This is a genomic window from uncultured Aquimonas sp. (assembly GCF_937888285.1).
Taxonomy (GTDB): domain Bacteria; phylum Pseudomonadota; class Gammaproteobacteria; order Xanthomonadales; family Xanthomonadaceae; genus Aquimonas.
Genome location: NZ_CALART010000032.1, coordinates 25,855 through 42,340, shown reverse-complemented (window position 1 = coordinate 42,340; position 16,486 = coordinate 25,855). Strand labels below are relative to the sequence as shown.

Genomic DNA, 16,486 nt, shown 5'->3' with positions numbered 1-16,486 from the left:
CGTTGTGCACCGGCGGAAGGCACGGCGCGCGGAATGCATCCGATGAGCGCCCCTCGCCCATCCCCCTGGAGTCATCGCCTCGCGATGCTCCCCTCGTGCTACCTAAGCGCGAAAACCTGCCGAGCCCCCTCAGAGAATTTTCGCGATCTGTGAATCACCCCTTGTTCGAGGAGGGTGAGAACGACGCCAGAGCCGTCATGCGCCTGCTTTGCAGGGGTGAAGCGCGGACCTGATCCGCCAATTCCGAGCGAGACAGGTGCGCATATGGCGCCCGCAACGCGACACGATGGAGTGCGCACGCCGCGCTCGGAGTGTGCCCGCTATCACATTGAAAGTGCAATGCCGAACACATTCATGCGGGAACGCTGCAGGGGCCGAGTCAAGCCGCACGGTCTGCTCCCAACGAATCGCCGTGCCCGCCCGATAGGCGCGGGACTCCGAATCCACGGCAGGGCGTGTCGGCGCGGGCGGCCTAGGGCTGGCCTGCGCGGGGTGGTGATCCACCGCGCACAGGCGCGCCGATACGCCGATGCGCCGATACGCCGATACGCCGATACGCCGATACGCCGGGATGGTGCCGCGGGCCCGGCGGCTTCAGCGCGCGGGCATTCCCGACCGGCGCCCGGCAGGCGGCCAGCGCCACCAGGCAGCCACTACGCACAGGCCAAAAGCGGTGTAGGCCAGCACGAAGACCCAGGGCGGAGCCTGGAAGTACAGCAGACGGCTCAACCAGTACTCGATGAAGCCGCCCGCGTAGGTCGCCTCCCCCGCCTGCGCGCGCAGCCACAGCTCCAGCGTGGTCAGGGGACAGACCATGCCGAGCCAGCTCTGCGCCACCACCACGACGATGGTGGCGAGGTGGGTCAGGCGGAACCCCCAGGCGTTGGCGAAGCGCCAGCCGCGCAGATTGCCCAGCACGATCAGCAGCAGCCCGAGCACGACGAAGACCACCACGCAGACGTGCAAGAACAGCACGGCATCGGCGGCGAGGGTCCAGAGCATCGCCATCAGTCGGCCAGCAGGCGCTTCATGCCGGCCGCGAAGCGCGCCTCGAGGGCATCCCGCTGCAGGTGGCGGCCATCAGACACGCGCTGCAAGCCGCCGACCCACACGGCATCGACCGCCGGTCGATTGCTGCCGAACAGCCAGCGATCCACCACATCCGCGTCGGACGCTGCGTACAGGGCGGGATGCTCGGCCTGCAGGGTGACCAGATCGGCGTCGGCGCCGGGCTGCAGCACGCCGGCAGCCACGGCACTGCCCTGCCCCGCGGCATCGGCGCCGGCTCGGATGACAGCCGCCAGCAGAGTTTCGCCGACCGAGCGCGTCGAGTCGTCCACCGCCAGGGTGCGATGTCGATGCAGCAGGCGCTGGCCATACTCCAGCCAGCGCAGTTCGTCGACCAGGCTCACCGTCGCGTGCGAATCACTGCCCACGCCGAAGCGTCCGCCCTGGGCCATGTAGTCCAGCAGCGGGAAGAGGCCGTCGCCGAGGTTGGCCTCGGTCGTCGTGCAGATCGCCACGGTGGCGCCGCTTGCAGCGATGCGCGTCGTCTCCTCCGGGCTCAGATGCGTGGCGTGCACCAGCGTCCAGCGCACGTCGACATCGGCGTTCGCGTACAGCCAGTCGACCGGCCGCGCGCCGCGCCGCGCCACGCACTCCTCGACTTCACCGGTCTGCTCGGCGATGTGGATATGGATACGGCTGTCGGCCGGCAGCGCTGCCAGCACCTCGCGCATCGCATCGGGCGGGACCGCGCGCAGGCTGTGCAGGGCGCAGCCGACCCGCAGGCGCTCGCCCTGTTCGGCGCGCAGCGTCTCCAGCAGGCGCAGATAGGCATCGATCGAATGGCCGAAGCGACGCTGGCGATCGCCGAGGGCACGTCCATCGAAGCCGCCGCTCATGTACAGCACCGGCAGCAGGGTCAGGCCGATGCCGGCCTCGCGCGCAGCCTCGATCAGGGCGCGCGACATCGCCGCCGGGTCGGCATACGGCCGGCCATCGGGCGCATGGTGCAGATAGTGGAACTCGCAGACCCGCGTATAGCCGGCTTCGAGCATCTCGGCATAGAGCTGGGCGGCGACATCGCGAAGAAGCTCGGGATCGAAGCGCGCGGCCAGCTGGTACATGGTCTCGCGCCAGGTCCAGAAGCTGTCCTGCGGGTTCATGCGGCGCTCTGCGAGACCAGCCATCGCGCGCTGGAAGGCGTGCGAGTGCAGGTTGGCCACCCCAGGCACGGCCCAGGGCAGCACGTCGTTCGTATCGCCGCGCGCGAGGCCACCCACGCGACCCTGTGCATCGAGATCGATGCGCAGGGGCTCGATCACCGGGCCCGCGGAGCTGGGACGCCACACGCGACAGGCTGGCAGGGATCGGGGCATCGTGGGCGAGGTCGAGGTCGGAGTCGCGCTGGGCATCCGCCGATTCTGGACATGCACGGCGCACGACGGAAGCCCCGCAAGGGTGCGCGCATGAACCGCGACTGACACCCGGGAGCGCGCTGCACCTCCGTCAACCCCGTTCACTCGCCGGCTGCGTATCCGATCGCGCACCCCACTGCGGAGACCCGCCATGCAAGACCGACCCGCCCCCTCCTCGCGCCCGCGCCGTCCCGCTGCCCTGCCGGCGTTCGCGCTGGCGCTGGGCCTGACCCTGCTGGCCGCCTGCCAGGGTCCCGCACAGAAACAGGCGCAGACCAATGCCGAACCGCGAGCCAGCGAGCAGCCGATCGCTCCGTCTCCGCCGCCCGCGCCGCCTTCGCGGCCGACATCGCGGGAGGAGGCGAGCCTCGATCGGATCGTAGTGACGGGATCGCGCGTGGGTGGGGCCGAGCTCGCGCATCGCCAGCGCGCGGCGCCGGCGATGGTGGCGATCGCCCCGGCCGCGCCGGTCATGTTCGACGCGCCCGAGGTCAACCGCGAGAACTACGCCGAGCTCAGGCGCAACGGCATCCAGCGCGTCGCCGAGCAGCCGGTCTCGACCTTCTCGATCGATGTCGACACCGGCGCCTACAGCAACCTCCGCCGCATGCTCCATGCCGGCCAGCGGCCGCCCACGGATGCCGTGCGCATCGAGGAGCTGATCAACTACTTCAGCTACGACTATCGCGCGCCGACCGCGGGCGAAAAGCCCTTCGCCTTCGCCACCGAGCTCGCGCCATCGCCTTTCAATGACAAGCGCCTGCTGCTGCAGGTCGCCCTGCAGGCCCAGGCCGTGGATGCGAGCGCGCTGCCGCCGGCCAATCTGGTGTTCCTCATCGACACCTCGGGCTCGATGCATGACGCCGCCAAACTGCCGCTGCTCAAGCGCGGCTTCGCCCTGCTGGTGAACCAGCTGCGTGCGCAGGATTCGGTGGCCATCGTCACCTATGCCGGCAGCGCAGGCCTGGTGCTGCCGCCGACCAAGGGCTCGCAGCGCGGTGAGATCCTGGCCGCACTGGAGCGGCTGGAGGCCGGCGGCTCGACCAACGGTGGTGCCGGCATTGCCCTGGCCTATGCGGTGGCTCGGCAGGCGCGCGTCGAGGGCGGCATCAACCGGGTGATCCTCGCCAGCGACGGCGACTTCAACGTCGGCACGGTCGACCACAACGCGCTGGAAACCCTGGTCGCCGACCAGCGCGCGTCCGGCGTGGCGCTGAGCGTGCTCGGCTTCGGCAGCGGCAACTACAACGAACAGACGGCCGAGCGCCTGGCCGATGTCGGTAACGGCAACTACGCCTACATCGACAGCCTGCTGGAGGCGCGCAAGGTGCTGGTGGCGCAGATGGGCGGCACCCTGCACACCCTGGCGAGCGACGTGAAGATCCAGGTCGAGTTCAACCCCGCCGTGGTCGCCGAGTACCGCCTGCTCGGCTATGAAAACCGCCTGCTGGCGCGCGAGGACTTCGACAACGATCGCGTCGATGCCGGCGAGATCGGTGCCGGCCACAGCGTCACCGCGCTGTACGAGATCGCCCTGGTCGGCTCCGGCGGCGAGGCCAGCGCGCCGCTGCGCTATGCGCCCGACCAGGCGCCAACGGATCCGCGCAGTGACGAGATCGCCCTGCTGCGCCTTCGCTACAAGCGTCCGGGCGAGCACAGCAGCCAGCTGATCGAGCAGCCCATCGCCCGCAGCGGCCTGCGCGAGCAGCCCAGCCACAATCTCGGCTTCGCCGCCGCGGTGGCCGGCTATGGCGAACTTCTGCGCGGCGGCGAGCACGCCGGCGCGATGAGCTGGGACCGCGTCGAGCAGCTGGCGGTGGCCGCGCGCGGCGAGGACCGCGATGGCCTGCGCGGCGAGTTCCTGCAGCTGGTGGGGCTGGCGCGCAGCCTGACCGGGGCGGACAGCGCTCAGCGCTGAGCTGCGGGCACGGCAGTCGTCGGGCCGCATGCGCGGGAGTCGCGGCTACGCCACAGCAGTGGATGCGTTTGCAGGCACCTCCGCGCAGTCCAGAGTCTTGGGCAACACGGATCAAGCACTTGCGTGCGCGATCCAGGGGCGCGCCCTCAATGGCGCGCCGCAACGCCGAAATCTGCAGCGTTGCCCTTGGCCGTGAGACAACCCGCCCGCTGAACTCCCCTCGACAGGCGTCCCGATGGCACAGTGCCGCCGGGGCGCCTGTCCATTCGGGGGAAGCCATGTCCACAACGACGATCGCCTGTCCAGTGCTCCGCCTGTTGAGCCTGACGCTCCTGCTGCAGCTCGCCGCCTGCGGCCGCACCGATCCGCCTGCCCCGCCTGCCGCCGAAGCGCCGGATGCCACCACGCAGGCCGCGACCGCCGAGCCCGCTTCGATGCAAGGGCCGCGCTGCGCCGACGACGGCACCGTGCCCTTGCCCGCGACGGCAATCGGCGCTGGCAACCAGCTGCACCGCAGCGGCGAGCCCGACCTGCTGGCGATCCTGTCGCTGAAGGCCGATTCGCGCGCCTGGGAGACCAAGTGCCCGGTGCCGCTGGACTACCGGCCCTATGCAGAGGTGCCCGGCTGCCACGTCGAGGATGTGCTGCCGCGGCCGGCGCGACTGAGCATCCAGCACATCGTCGATACCGACCGCTACAGCCTGACGATCGAGCCAATGCCGGGGCATCCCGGCAAGACCATCAAGCGCACGCTGTCGCCGGTCTTCGCACCCGCCGAAGACCGCAAGCACGTCACCTGGCTGAGCGGCGCCGCCGACGACCGCCTGGCCGCGGATCTTTACGTCCATATGGCCGACACGAGGCACAGCGACAGTCGCGGTGCGCACAAGCGCTACGTCGTCGAGGTCTTCGCCCGCGGCGAGAAGCACTGCGATGCCCACCTGCCCCATCTGTCGAGCTGCCGGTCGGAGGATTTCCCCGGGCGCGACCCCTGTGACGCGAACCTGCCTAAACGCCCCGAGCCCAGCTTTGGCACGAAGCAGACCGATACCGGCACCGGCAATGAGCCGCCCGCTGTCTGAACCTTGCAGCAGGCGACCGGCGCGGCAGCTGCGCGATTTTCGCGCGGCTGCCCGGGCGTTCGCCTGGCTTGCGCTGCTGATCGCAGCGCAAGCCAACAGCGCCGCGCTCGATTGCGCCTCGCCCGGCCCGATCTCGCTGTCCGTACCGGCCGCGCCAGGCGTGCTGGAGGTGGAGCTGCGGCCCAGCGGCGCCGCCGTCCTGTGGATCGAGGAGCAAGGCCACGATCTTCGCCTGCAGCCCGCTGCACCCGACGCCCTGCTGCTGCAGGTGCCGCCGCGCTTCGGCCTGAGCCTGCTGCCGCTGGACGCGCCACGGCGCGTCGGCATCACCCGCGTGCTGGACAACGCCGCCAACGCCCGGGTGAGCCTGGGGCTCGAATGCGCGCCGCTGCCGGTCGACCTCGAAGCCTGGCTGGGGCGGGCCGATGCGATCGCCAGGCATTTCGGCGGCGGCCTCGGCAGCCTGCGCGGTGTCGAGCCGCCCTTCGCGCTGGCCGAACTCATCCAGACCGCACCTGCCCCGCGCTGGCGCGCCTTCGCCCTGCATCTGCGCGCGCAGTGGCTGCTGCTGTCCGGACTCAGCGCCGAGTCGGCGCCCGCCTTCGTGGAGGCGGCCCGCGCGTGGGATGCGGTCGGTGCCGCGCCGAAGGCCGCTGCGGCCCGCGTGGCCGCGGCCGAGAACCTGCGCCTTGCCGGCGACAGCGCTGCGGTGCTTTCGCTCAGTCGATCCGCGCCGACCGCACCGGAGGCGGGCCACTACTTCGGCGTGCGGCTGGAAGCTGCACGCTGCGGGGCGCTCTTCGATCGCGGCGAACTCGATCCCGCGGCGGCCTGCCATGCCTGGGTGCTCGCGGCGTACAAGGCCCTGGACGAGCCGCTGGAGGCCGCCAACGCGGCCATCAATGGCGCCGACCTGCAGCGCCGGCTGGGCCGCCATGTCGAAGCCCGCGCGGTGGTGCTGCAGGCGCTGGCCAGCCTGCAGGGCCCGCAGTCGGACGCGGTGCGCGGCCGCGCCGAACATTCGCTCGCCGAAACCGCGGCCCAGCTTGGCGACCTCCCCGGCGTGCTCAAGCATCTGAACGCTGCGCAGACTGCTTTCGATGCCGCCGGCGAAGTGCGCTGGCAGGGGCACGTGCTGCGACGTCTCGCGGCGACCCTGCTGGAGCTCGGCAATCTCGCCGATGCGCAGCTGGCGCTGGAGGCCTCGCAGGCGCTTTTCGATCCCGTCCATGCGCCGCTGCCTTACGCGTCTGGACAGCTGCTGCAGGCGCGCCTGCTGCGCGCCCGCGGCGTTCCGACGGAAAGCCTGCCCTTGCTCACCGCCAGCCTCGCCACGGCACGATCGGGTACGCAGCGGGAGCTGCAGAATCTTGTGCTGCTGGAGCTCGCCAGCACGCGGCTTGAGCTCGCCGACCCCGGCGGCGCGCGCGCCGCCCTTTCCGAGCTGCAGGACCCCAGCCCGCGCGAGCGCGCGCGACTGGAGCTGCTGCGCGCGCTGGCGGAGAAGGACGCCGCGCAGAGCGCAAAGCTGGAAGGCCTGCTGCAGCGCTCGCCGCTGGCGTCGGGTGCAGCGGACGGCATCGACTGGACCGCGCTCAGCCTGTCCGAACGCATCGACCTGCAGCGCGAGCAGGCGCGCGCGCTGGCCGCCTCCGGCCGCGTCAACGAGGCGCAGGACGGCCTGCTGGCCTCCGCCCGCAGCCTCGACGCGCAGCGCCAGCGCAGCGGCAACGCCCTGCTGGCGCAGGCGCTGGAAGGCCTGGTGCGGCGACTGCGCTTCACCGCCTTCGAGCTGCTGGCGACGGCGCACCCACAGGGTTTCGAGGCCGGTGCCAACGCGGATGCCGAGCGACTCCTGCTGCAGTGGCTGGCGCTGGGCCTGCCGCTGGCGGCCGCGGACTCCGGCGCCGATTGGTCGGCGCTCGACGCGCAAATCGGCCGCCACCTGCTCGGCCACGCGCCTGCAGCGCAGAGCCGCGCCCTCCTGAAGGCGCTCGCCTCGGACCATGAACCCGCGGCGCCGGCGCGCGCCATCGACCTGCGCGCCAGTCTCGAGGCCGAGGCGCCGCTGCAGCTGCTGCTGGCCGGCGAACGCCATGCGCTGCTGGCCACCTGGACCCGCCAGGGTCTTCGCATGCATCGCCCCCCCGATCTGCAGACGCTGCAGCCGCGGCTGGGCCAGCTGAGCGCACTGGCCAGCAGCCAGGGCTCATCGCTGCAGCAGCTGCACGACGTCGCCGCCGAGGTGGCAGGGCGACTGCAGCCGGCGCTGTCGACGCTTGACCCCGCCGAGGACGGCATCGGCATCCTCGCCGACGATCTCGCCCTCGGAGTCGAGTGGGCCCTGCTGCCCGACCACGAGGGTGAGCCACTGGGCGGCAGCCACCGCATCCGCCTGCGCACGCTCAGCCATGCGGGCGCCACACAGGCATCCGCGGCGGCCCTGCAGCTGCTGCAGGCGGCGCAGTGGCAGAGCGCGCGCGGCGGGGCCGCGAGCGAGGACGCCACCCGGCTGCCCGCACTGCAGGCTGCCGATGCCGAAGCCGGGTTGATCCGCGCAGCCCTGCCCGGCCGCGAGGTGCAGGTGCGAGCCCTGGCGCAGCGCGAAATGCTGCTGGCGGCGCTCGGCCAGTCTGGCGCCTGGCTGCATGTCTCGGCCCACGGCGACCTGCAGCCGGGCCGGGTGGCCGGCAGCGGGCTCTGGCTCGATCCAGCCGAGGGCCAGGCCGCGCCGCAGTTCATGAGCGCGCTCGACATCCGCCAGCACGGCGCGCAGGCCGCCCACGTCGTGCTCAATGCCTGCCAGCTCGCGGCCCAGCAAACACCTTTGTCCGGCCCGTCGGGCATCCAGACCAGCTTCGCCCAGAGCCTCGTGCAGGCGGGCGTCCAGCATGTCGTCGCCGCACGCTGGCCGGTCAGCGACACCGCCAGCCATCTGTGGGTGCCGGCCTACTACCGCGCCCTGCAGGCGCAGCAGGACAGCGGTCGCGGCTTCGACCCGGCCGAGGCCCTGCGCGAGGCGCGCCGCGCGCTGCAGCGATCGCGGGCGTTCCGGCATCCCTTCCACTGGGCCGCGTGGGTCCATCTGCAGCAGCTGCCGCTGCTGCCGCGAAGCACCGCGCACGCCCCCGAAGCACCCAGTGGGGAGCGCAACGCGCCGCCGTGACCCGCACCTGCCAGTCCTGACAGGCTGCATCGAGGGGCAGCCCGCGCCATTCTGCAGCGGCGCCCACGCCGCCTGACGCCGAGCCCGAACGCACCCACACGCGAGGACTGTCCATGCACCCGACCTCATCCGAATCCAGGCTGCGCGCGCTGTGGCTGTGGATCCTGCAGTTCGCCGACCTGCTGGTGCTGATCCGCGTGCCGCTGCTCATGGTGCTCGCCGGCGTGCTGCTCTCGCTGTACGTTGCCCAGATCCGCGAATTGTTCGACATCAGTCTTGAACGGCCCCTCTGGGCGCTCGCGACCTGGGTGTTCTGTCTCGGCCTCAGCCTGCTGGTCTGGTACTCGGCGCGCACCCTCTACAGCTTCCAATGGCCGCACTGGCAGGCATCAACCGCGCTCCAGCTCTGGCTGGGTCGCCGGCTGCCGCGGCTGCTGTCGACGGTCGCGCCGCTCACCTTGGCACTGGCCTATCTGCAGGCCACGCCGCCGCCCGACTCGCGTGCCAACCTCGTCATGGTGGCGGCGTTTGCGCTGCAGGCGCTGGGCCTGTGGCTGTTCACCACCTACCGCCGCGCCCTCATCCACCGGCTCGCACCCGGCGCTGCCGCCGCCCGTGTCGACGCGCAGCCGCAGGTGGGTCTGCTCGCGCACTGGCGCGAGCTGCCGGGCATCGCGCGACGCTTCCACTACGCCGGCCTCGCCGCGCTGGCAGGGTCCTGGCTGGTGGGGCTGTACTTCCCGGGCACGATCGACCGTTTCGGCCCGCTGGCGCTGATTCTCGGCGCAGCGAGTTTCAGCATCTGGGCCAGCACCTGGCCGATCTACCTCGCGGCGCGCCTGCGTTTTCCGCTGCTGAGCGCGATGGCCGCCTGGGCCGTGCTGATGACCGCGATCGGCTTGAACGACAACCACGCGGTGCGGCTGACGCTGACCCAGCAGTCGGACCAGGATCCACCCCCTGGCCTGCACTACGCGGCCGATGACCGGCCTGCGCTCGGCGCCTTCAGCCAGCGCTGGTGGCGGGAACGCAGCAGCAGCTGCCGCGACGAAGTGTGGCTGGTCTCCAGCGAGGGCGGCGGCATCCGCGCGGCGATGTGGACCGTGCTGGTGCTGTCCGAGCTGCACCGCAGGACCGGGGGGCAACTCTGGCCCTGCACCTTCGCGGTCAGCGGCGTGTCCGGCGGCAGCCTCGGACTGGCCGTGTTCGCCGGCGCGTATCGTGACTTGCGCGGGCAGCTCGACGACGATGCGCTGCGAGCGCTCCAGCAGCTGCTGGAAGCCGATTTCCTCGCGCCGGTGCTGGGATCGATGTTTGGCGTGGACGCGGTGCAGCGCTTCCTGCCGCTGCGTGTCTTCAGCGATCGCGGCCAGGCCCTGGAGAACGCCTGGCTGGCCGCCTACGCGCGGCATCTGCCGGCAGCGACTGAGCAGCAGCCCGCCCACTCGTTGGCCGGCCCTTTGGCCGACACCCTGTTCGCGCGCGACGAGGCGCGCAGTCCGCTGCCCGCCCTGCTGCTCAACACCACCAGCGTGAACAGCGGGCTGCGCATCGTGCAGCACCCTTTCAGCACCCTGTACCGGGGCGAGCTCGCCAACATCTTTCCCGGAGTTATCGACGGTGCTGAGTGGCTGCCGCGCGAACTGCCCACCTTCAGCGCCGTGCACAACAGCGCGCGTTTCACCCTGGTCAGCCCGGCCGGCACCGTGCTGCGCCGCGCCGGCGACGATGCCGACGGCAACGTGCAGCGCCTCGGCCAGGTGGTCGATGGCGGCTACTTCGAGAACAGCGGCACCACCACCCTGCAGGCGGTGATCGATCGTCTGCGCGGCACCCGTGCCGGCGCACGACTGCCGGCGGACGCAGCGCCGGATGCCGCGGGCGCCACCGCGGCGGCGGCGCGGATCCGGGTGATCCACATCAGCAACGATACCGGGGTGCCGGCGTTCGCTCGCAACGGGCTCGATGTCTGCCCCGCGAGGCTCCATCCACCCGGGCAGAACGCGCCGCTGAACGGCGAACTGCGCGCCCCTCTGGTCGCCATCCTCGCGACCCGCGACGCGCGCGGCGAGTACGCGCGCCAGGCGCTGATGGACCAGATCGCAGCCTTGCGCGGCCAGCTCTGGCATTTCCGCCTCTGCCCCGGTGAACGCGCGCTGCCGCTCGGCTGGACCCTGAGCCCCGAGAGCACGGCCGAGATGCTCAGGCAGCTCGGGGACAACCCCAATCTCGCACCGATCGGCGAGGCCTTCCGCGGGGACGGATGAACGCGGGCTCGACGCTGATCGCGACTGCGGCGCGGCCGCGCCGCCGCGATCAGGCCTGCGCCAGGGCGAAGTCAATCGCCGCACAGACCGCGGCCGCCTGCGCCGCGTTGCACTGCTCGGGCGTGGCGCGCGGGCTGTCTGGATAGACCTCGGTGGTGGTAGTGAAGTGCGCCCCGGTCATGCCGGCGCACAGACCCAGCGCGCGGAACGGATACAGGATCACGCCCGGCGCCACCACGTCCGAGCCGATGATCTGGCCTGCGGCATCGGCCGGGGCGATATGGGTCACGCCTGCCACCGCATCAATCACGGCACTCTGGAACGCCAGCTGCGGGTTCTCGCTGTCGCCCACCACGTAGAAGCCATCGGGGATCAAGCCAGGCTCGAAAGGCTTGCCATCGCGCGCGGCCAGCGCCGGACGGAACTCGCTCTCGTCGCTGTCGGTGGTCTCGTGCAGGTCTATGTGCACGAGGATGCGGCCGTCCAGCGGCGCGACCAGCCGCATGAGTGCAGCAGACTCCTCGGCCGCGCCGTCGTCGCGGAAGCTGCGGTTCGGATCGATCGCATCGGCATTCCAGCGATGGATGCGCTCGTAGGCCCAGGGGCTGACGCACGGGGCGACCAGCAGGTTCACGCGCCCGCTGTAGCGCTGCGCATCCTGCTGCAGGAAGCGCAGGGCGCCATGCACGCCGCTGGTCTCATAGCCATGCACGCCGCCGGTGACCAGCACCGTGGGCAGGCTGTCGTCCCAGCCACGGCTGCGCAGGGCGTGCAGCACGAAGACTTCGCCGGCGTAATCGATCCTGCCGTAGTCGACCACGTCGAATCGGTCGCGCAAGCCGTCGATCACCTGCACCACCTCGTCGACGTAGCTGCGCAGGCGGCGCTGCAGCGCCAGCCACTGCGCGCGTTCGGGCGCGCCCCAGGCCTTGCCGGGGGTTCCGATGGGGTAGTAGCGGTCCATGCTCATGGCTCTCGACTCGTTGCGATGGAAGCGCGGAAGTCTAGCAACGGCTCCGCTCGCCCAGACCTGCCGTCCGGCATGGCCGCACGCCCATCGCCCCCGCGTTGCAGAGTGCTACAGGGCACCGCGTCCCGCGCATTCGCTGGCGGATGCGCTGCGCTTATCGGCCCTACGACTCAAGAGACGCCTTGCACCCAACAAAGCCGCAGACCGCTGTGCGCGTGGGGTACATAAGCGCAGCGCATGTACCAGCACCTCGCCCCAGGCTTCGACTCCGCTATCCGCAACGCGTCGCCCGCACTCGCTGGCGGATGCGCTGCGCTTATCCGCCCTACGCCTCGAGTGACGCCTTGCACCCAACAAAGCCGCAAACCGCTGTGCGCGTAGGGTACATATGCGCAGCGCATGTACCAGCACCTCGCCCCAGGCTTCGACTCCGCTATCCGCAACGCGTCGCCCGCACTCGCTGGCGGATGCGCTGCGCTTATCCGCCCTACGCCTCGAGTGACGCCATGCACCCAACAAAGCCGCAAACCGCTGTGCGCGTAGGGTACATAAGCGCAGCGCATGTACCAGCACCTCGCCCCAGGCTTCGACTCCGCTATCCGCAACGCGTCGCCCGCACTCGCTGGCGGATGCGCTGCGCTTATCCGCCCTACGCCTCGAGTGACGCCTTGCACCCAACAAAGCCGCAGACCGCTGTGCGCGTAGGGTACATAAGCGCAGCGCATGTACCAGCACCTCGCCCCGGGCTTCGACTCCGCTGCTCTAGAGACGCCTCGCATCCATCCAAGCCGCAGACCGCTGTGCGCCTGGGGTACTCAAAGCGCAGCGCATGTACCTACGACTCGATATCCGCGGTCCGCCCCAGGTCCCGACCTCAGAACCACTCGAACAGCGAGATCCCCAGGCCGACCTGGGTGCTGCGCACGTTGTAGTCGATCAGGCTTTCGCCATAGCCATCGAACACTTGCACATGCCCGCGCAGGCTGCGCGAGAGCGGGAAGCTCCAGTCGAACTGCAGGGCGCCGCGCGAGCGGTCGCCGGAGCGGAAGGTGTGCCGCATCAGCAGGGCGAACTCATGGTCGCCGCGACGATGCACGAGGTTGATGTCGCCGCGCCCGAGGTAGTCGCTGATGTCGGGGTTGTCGTCGGTTTCGGCATCCTCGCTGATCCGCCACCACGGGCGCAGGGTCAACAGCCAGTTCTCGCGCTCGAAGCCGAAGGCCGCGACCACGCGATTCCAGCTGCGCGACAGCGGCAGGCTGCGTCCGTTCGACTGGTGGTTGATGCCCACGCTGGCCATGCGTAGATCCCAGCCGAGCAGCTCGGCCTTGGGCCCGAACACCAGCAGGGCCTCGGGCTCATAGACGGTCTCGCGGAATGGCCGCGAGGTTTCGCTGCTGTAGATCTGCCAGCGCGAGCTCTGGGTGTAGCCGAACCACAGATCGCCCTCGCCGAACAGCAGGCCCTGCGCCACCTTGGTCTTCAGGCTGAGCTGGAAGCGCGCCTCGGTCGGCTGCAGGTCGAAGGGCTCGTCAACCCGGTTATCGGGATTGGGGCTCTGCGGGCTGCGGTTGGGGCGATTGCTCCAGGCGAAGGGCAGCAGGTAGACCGGCTTGTAGGCCCGCAGGTTGAAGCTGCCCAGTTTGGATTCAGGGCTGAGCTCCCAGCGCCGGTCCAGCGCCGACAGCTCGCGCGAAGCAAGCCGCTCGGCCACCTCCTCTTCGGCCTGGTTGCGTACGCCGCCCGGCCGCAGTCGAGCGTCGAGTGCGTCATAGGCGGCGGCTTCCGCCGCCTCTGTGCGCTCCTGCTCAGCGACCGCGCGGCGGTCGCGCCCAGCGGCCCGGTCATAGCACTGCAGTCGGACCGGATCGGACACGATGCCCACGCAGGCGGCAACGCTGGCCGGATCCACGCCCGGGTTTTCCTGGGCCAGTGCCGGCAGCGCCGCAAGCAGTATCGGCAGCGACACGAGAAACGCAGGAGCGAAGCGGCGACGCAGGGTGCGGCGCGGTGCGGTGAAGGGCATGGGGAGGCTTGGCCTAGGGGAAATCGCCGCACAGCTTAGCGGCAGCCGCAGGCCTTGGAAGCGCGAATTCTGCAGGGCGCGCAAACGGAAGAGCCCCGTGTCCACCCGGAGAGGCAGACACGGGGCTCGCTGCAGCGGAAAGCCTTACTTGATGTCGAAGCGGTCGGCTTCCATCACCTTGGTCCAGGCGGCGACGAAGTCGTGCACGAACTTCTGCTGGGCATCGCTCTCGGCGTAGACCTCGGAGAGCGCACGCAGCTGCGAGTTCGAGCCGAACACCAGATCGACCACGGTGCCCGTCCATTTGACCGCACCGGTCTTGCGGCAGCGACCTTCGAGCACGTTCGGATCGGCCGCGGTGCGCGACCACTGGGTGCCCATGTCGAGCAGGTTGACGAAGAAGTCGTTGCTCAGCACGCCGGGTCGCGAAGTGAACACACCATGCTTGGCACCGCCCACATTGGCATCGAGCGCACGCAGGCCACCGATCAGCACGGTCATCTCCGGCGCGGTCAGCGTCAGCAGCTGGGCCTTGTCGATCAGGCGCTCGGCCTGCGAACCCTCGAAGCCCTTGGCCACGTAGTTGCGGAAGCCATCGGCCCGTGGCTCCAGCACGGCGAAGCTGTCGACGTCGGTCTGCTCCTGGCTGGCGTCGGTGCGGCCCGGGTTGAAGGGCACGCTGACCTTGACGCCCGCCTTGCCGGCGGCGTCCTCGACCGCGGCATTGCCGGCGATCACGATCAGATCGGCCAGCGACACCTTCTTGCCGCCGGCAGCCGAGGTGTTGAAGTCCTTCTGAATGCCTTCAAGCACGCCCAGCACCTTGGCCAGCTGCGCCGGCTGGTTGGCGGCCCAGTCCTTCTGCGGCGCAAGACGGATGCGCGCACCGTTGGCGCCGCCGCGCTTGTCGCTGCCGCGGAAGGTCGATGCGGAAGCCCAGGCGGTGGCGACCAGCTCCTGCGTCGACAGGCCCGAGCCCAGCACCTTGGCCTTGAGCGCGGCGACGTCATTCGCATCGACCAGGGGGTGATCGACCGCGGGCACCGGGTCCTGCCAGATCAGCACCTCGTCAGGCACCAGCTTGCCCAGGTAGCGCGAGCGCGGGCCCATGTCGCGATGGGTCAGCTTGAACCAGGCGCGGGCGAAGGCATCGGCGAACTCCGCCGGATTGGCGTGGAAGCGGCGCGAGATCTTTTCGTAGGCCGGGTCCATGCGCATGGCCATGTCGGCCGTGGTCATCATCACCGTGACCTTCTTGGACGGGTCATGCGCGGACGGCGCGTGGTGCTCGGGCTTCAGGTCCTTCGGGTGCCACTGCCAGGCGCCTGCGGGGCTCTTGACCAGCTCCCAGTCATAGCCGAACAGCACGTCGAAGTAGCCGTTGTCCCACTGGATCGGGTTCGGCGTCCACGAGCCTTCGATGCCGCTGGTGATGGTGTCGTTGCCCTTGCCGCTGCCGTGCGTGCTGATCCAGCCGAAACCCTGCTCGGCGATGTCGGCACCCTCGGGCTCCGCGCCCACCTTGGCGGCGTCACCGGCGCCGTGGGCCTTGCCGAAGGTGTGGCCGCCCGCCGTCAGCGCGACGGTCTCCTCGTCATTCATCGCCATGCGCGCGAAGGTTTCGCGGATGTCGCGCGCCGAGGCCAGAGGGTCCGGCTTGCCGTCCGGGCCTTCCGGATTCACGTAGATCAGGCCCATCTGCACGGCCGCCAGCGGGTCCGCCAGCTCGCGGTCGCCGCTGTAGCGGCTGTCGGGCTTGTCGCTGGTCGCCAGCCACTCCTTCTCGGAACCCCAGTCGATGATCGGCGGCTCCCAGATGTCGGCGCGACCACCGGCAAAGCCGAAGGTCTTGAAGCCCATCGACTCCATCGCGACGTTGCCGGCCAGCACCAGCAGGTCGGCCCAGCTCAGCTGCTTGCCGTACTTCTGCTTGATCGGCCACAGCAGGCGACGGGCCTTGTCGAGATTGCCGTTGTCGGGCCAGCTGTTGAGCGGTGCGAAGCGCTGGTCGCCGGTGCCGCCGCCGCCGCGGCCGTCATAGATGCGATACGTGCCGGCCGCGTGCCAGGTCATGCGCACGAACAGGCCGCCGTAGTGGCCGTAGTCCGCCGGCCACCAGTCCTGCGAGTCGGTCATCAGCGCCTTGAGGTCGGCGACCACGGCGTCGAGATCGAGTTTCTCGAACTCCTTGCGGTAGTCGAACTCCCCGCCCAGCGGGTTCGACTTCGACGAATGCTGATGCAGCACGTCGAGCTTGAGGGCGTTCGGCCACCAGTCGAGGTTGCGCGGCCCCTTGCCCATGCCGATGTGGCTGGTCGCGCCGTGCACGGGACATTTGGATTCGTTGGACATGATGGATCCTCCCTTTGGATGTGGACCAAGAAACGCCGTCGAGGATGAACCGCCTCGATGCATAGATAAAATCGTTTGTAGCGATGACGCGCATAGGTCACGGATATCGATGTGCCGCCCGGTTCTTGCTGCAAGTGCACAGCAGAGGCATCACCTCACGCCTCAACCTGAGCGAACGCACGGCGCAAGAACAAGGTGCAAATGCAGCATCGATCGCAGGCCGCTGCACTGTTCCTTCACTACCCTGAGCCGTTCGCCATAAATCCGATGTGAGGCCGGCGGGGT

The 16,486-nt window shown here is 70.1% G+C and carries 9 protein-coding genes; 4 read left to right on the top strand and 5 right to left on the bottom strand.

Annotated elements, in window-relative coordinates:
- Positions 1–594: 594 nt before the first annotated feature.
- Positions 595–1,008 (bottom strand): DUF2784 domain-containing protein, encoded by a 414-nt coding sequence (locus tag Q0654_RS08865; protein ID WP_298852872.1) that lies wholly within the window; start codon positions 1,006–1,008, stop codon positions 595–597.
- Positions 1,008–2,327, bottom strand: coding sequence for a formimidoylglutamate deiminase (locus Q0654_RS08860; RefSeq protein ID WP_298852869.1), 1,320 nt, complete (start codon positions 2,325–2,327; stop codon positions 1,008–1,010). Before Q0654_RS08860 ends, Q0654_RS08865 begins: the two co-directional genes overlap by 1 nt.
- A 244-nt stretch (positions 2,328–2,571) precedes the next feature.
- Here Q0654_RS08860 and Q0654_RS08855 point away from each other — a divergent pair, with 244 nt between their 5' ends.
- From Q0654_RS08855 to Q0654_RS08840, 4 genes are all read left to right on the top strand, one after another.
- Positions 2,572–4,338: a VWA domain-containing protein gene (locus Q0654_RS08855; RefSeq protein WP_298852867.1), complete on the top strand. Its 1,767-nt coding sequence runs from the start codon at positions 2,572–2,574 to the stop codon at positions 4,336–4,338.
- 278 nt (positions 4,339–4,616) lie between these two features.
- Positions 4,617–5,420, top strand: a complete 804-nt coding sequence (locus Q0654_RS08850) for a hypothetical protein (protein ID WP_298852865.1) — start codon at positions 4,617–4,619, stop codon at positions 5,418–5,420.
- On the top strand, positions 5,401–8,586 hold the full coding sequence (locus tag Q0654_RS08845; protein ID WP_298852863.1) for a CHAT domain-containing protein: 3,186 nt from the start codon (positions 5,401–5,403) through the stop codon (positions 8,584–8,586). Before Q0654_RS08850 ends, Q0654_RS08845 begins: the two co-directional genes overlap by 20 nt.
- Before the next feature lie 113 nt (positions 8,587–8,699).
- Positions 8,700–10,853 carry a hypothetical protein gene (locus Q0654_RS08840; RefSeq protein ID WP_298852861.1) on the top strand — a complete coding sequence of 718 codons (2,154 nt, stop codon included), beginning with the start codon at positions 8,700–8,702 and terminating at the stop codon, positions 10,851–10,853.
- Positions 10,854–10,902: 49 nt separating this feature from the next.
- Here Q0654_RS08840 and Q0654_RS08835 read toward each other — a convergent pair whose 3' ends face one another.
- The 3 genes from Q0654_RS08835 to katG all read right to left on the bottom strand — a co-directional run bounded on the left by Q0654_RS08835 (position 10,903) and on the right by katG (position 16,201).
- Positions 10,903–11,823: a M14 family metallocarboxypeptidase gene (locus Q0654_RS08835; RefSeq protein ID WP_298852859.1), complete on the bottom strand. Its 921-nt coding sequence runs from the start codon at positions 11,821–11,823 to the stop codon at positions 10,903–10,905.
- Between the two features lie 874 nt (positions 11,824–12,697).
- Positions 12,698–13,849 carry a phospholipase A gene (locus Q0654_RS08830; RefSeq protein ID WP_298852858.1) on the bottom strand — a complete coding sequence of 384 codons (1,152 nt, stop codon included), beginning with the start codon at positions 13,847–13,849 and terminating at the stop codon, positions 12,698–12,700.
- A 144-nt stretch (positions 13,850–13,993) separates the two neighbouring features.
- Positions 13,994–16,201, bottom strand: a complete 2,208-nt coding sequence (gene katG, locus Q0654_RS08825; RefSeq protein WP_298852855.1) for a catalase/peroxidase HPI — start codon at positions 16,199–16,201, stop codon at positions 13,994–13,996.
- Positions 16,202–16,486 lie beyond the last annotated feature (285 nt).

Bases quoted from the DNA above. Each gene is read 5' to 3' on its own strand.
- Q0654_RS08840 (WP_298852861.1), top strand. From the start codon at position 8,700: ATGCACCCGACCTCATCCGAATCCAGGCTGCGCGCGCTGTGGCTGTGG.
- Q0654_RS08835 (WP_298852859.1), bottom strand. From the start codon at position 11,823: ATGAGCATGGACCGCTACTACCCCATCGGAACCCCCGGCAAGGCCTGG.
- Q0654_RS08865 (WP_298852872.1), bottom strand. From the start codon at position 1,008: ATGGCGATGCTCTGGACCCTCGCCGCCGATGCCGTGCTGTTCTTGCAC.
- Q0654_RS08830 (WP_298852858.1), bottom strand. From the start codon at position 13,849: ATGCCCTTCACCGCACCGCGCCGCACCCTGCGTCGCCGCTTCGCTCCT.
- katG (WP_298852855.1), bottom strand. From the start codon at position 16,201: ATGTCCAACGAATCCAAATGTCCCGTGCACGGCGCGACCAGCCACATC.
- Q0654_RS08850 (WP_298852865.1), top strand. From the start codon at position 4,617: ATGTCCACAACGACGATCGCCTGTCCAGTGCTCCGCCTGTTGAGCCTG.
- Q0654_RS08845 (WP_298852863.1), top strand. From the start codon at position 5,401: ATGAGCCGCCCGCTGTCTGAACCTTGCAGCAGGCGACCGGCGCGGCAG.
- Q0654_RS08855 (WP_298852867.1), top strand. From the start codon at position 2,572: ATGCAAGACCGACCCGCCCCCTCCTCGCGCCCGCGCCGTCCCGCTGCC.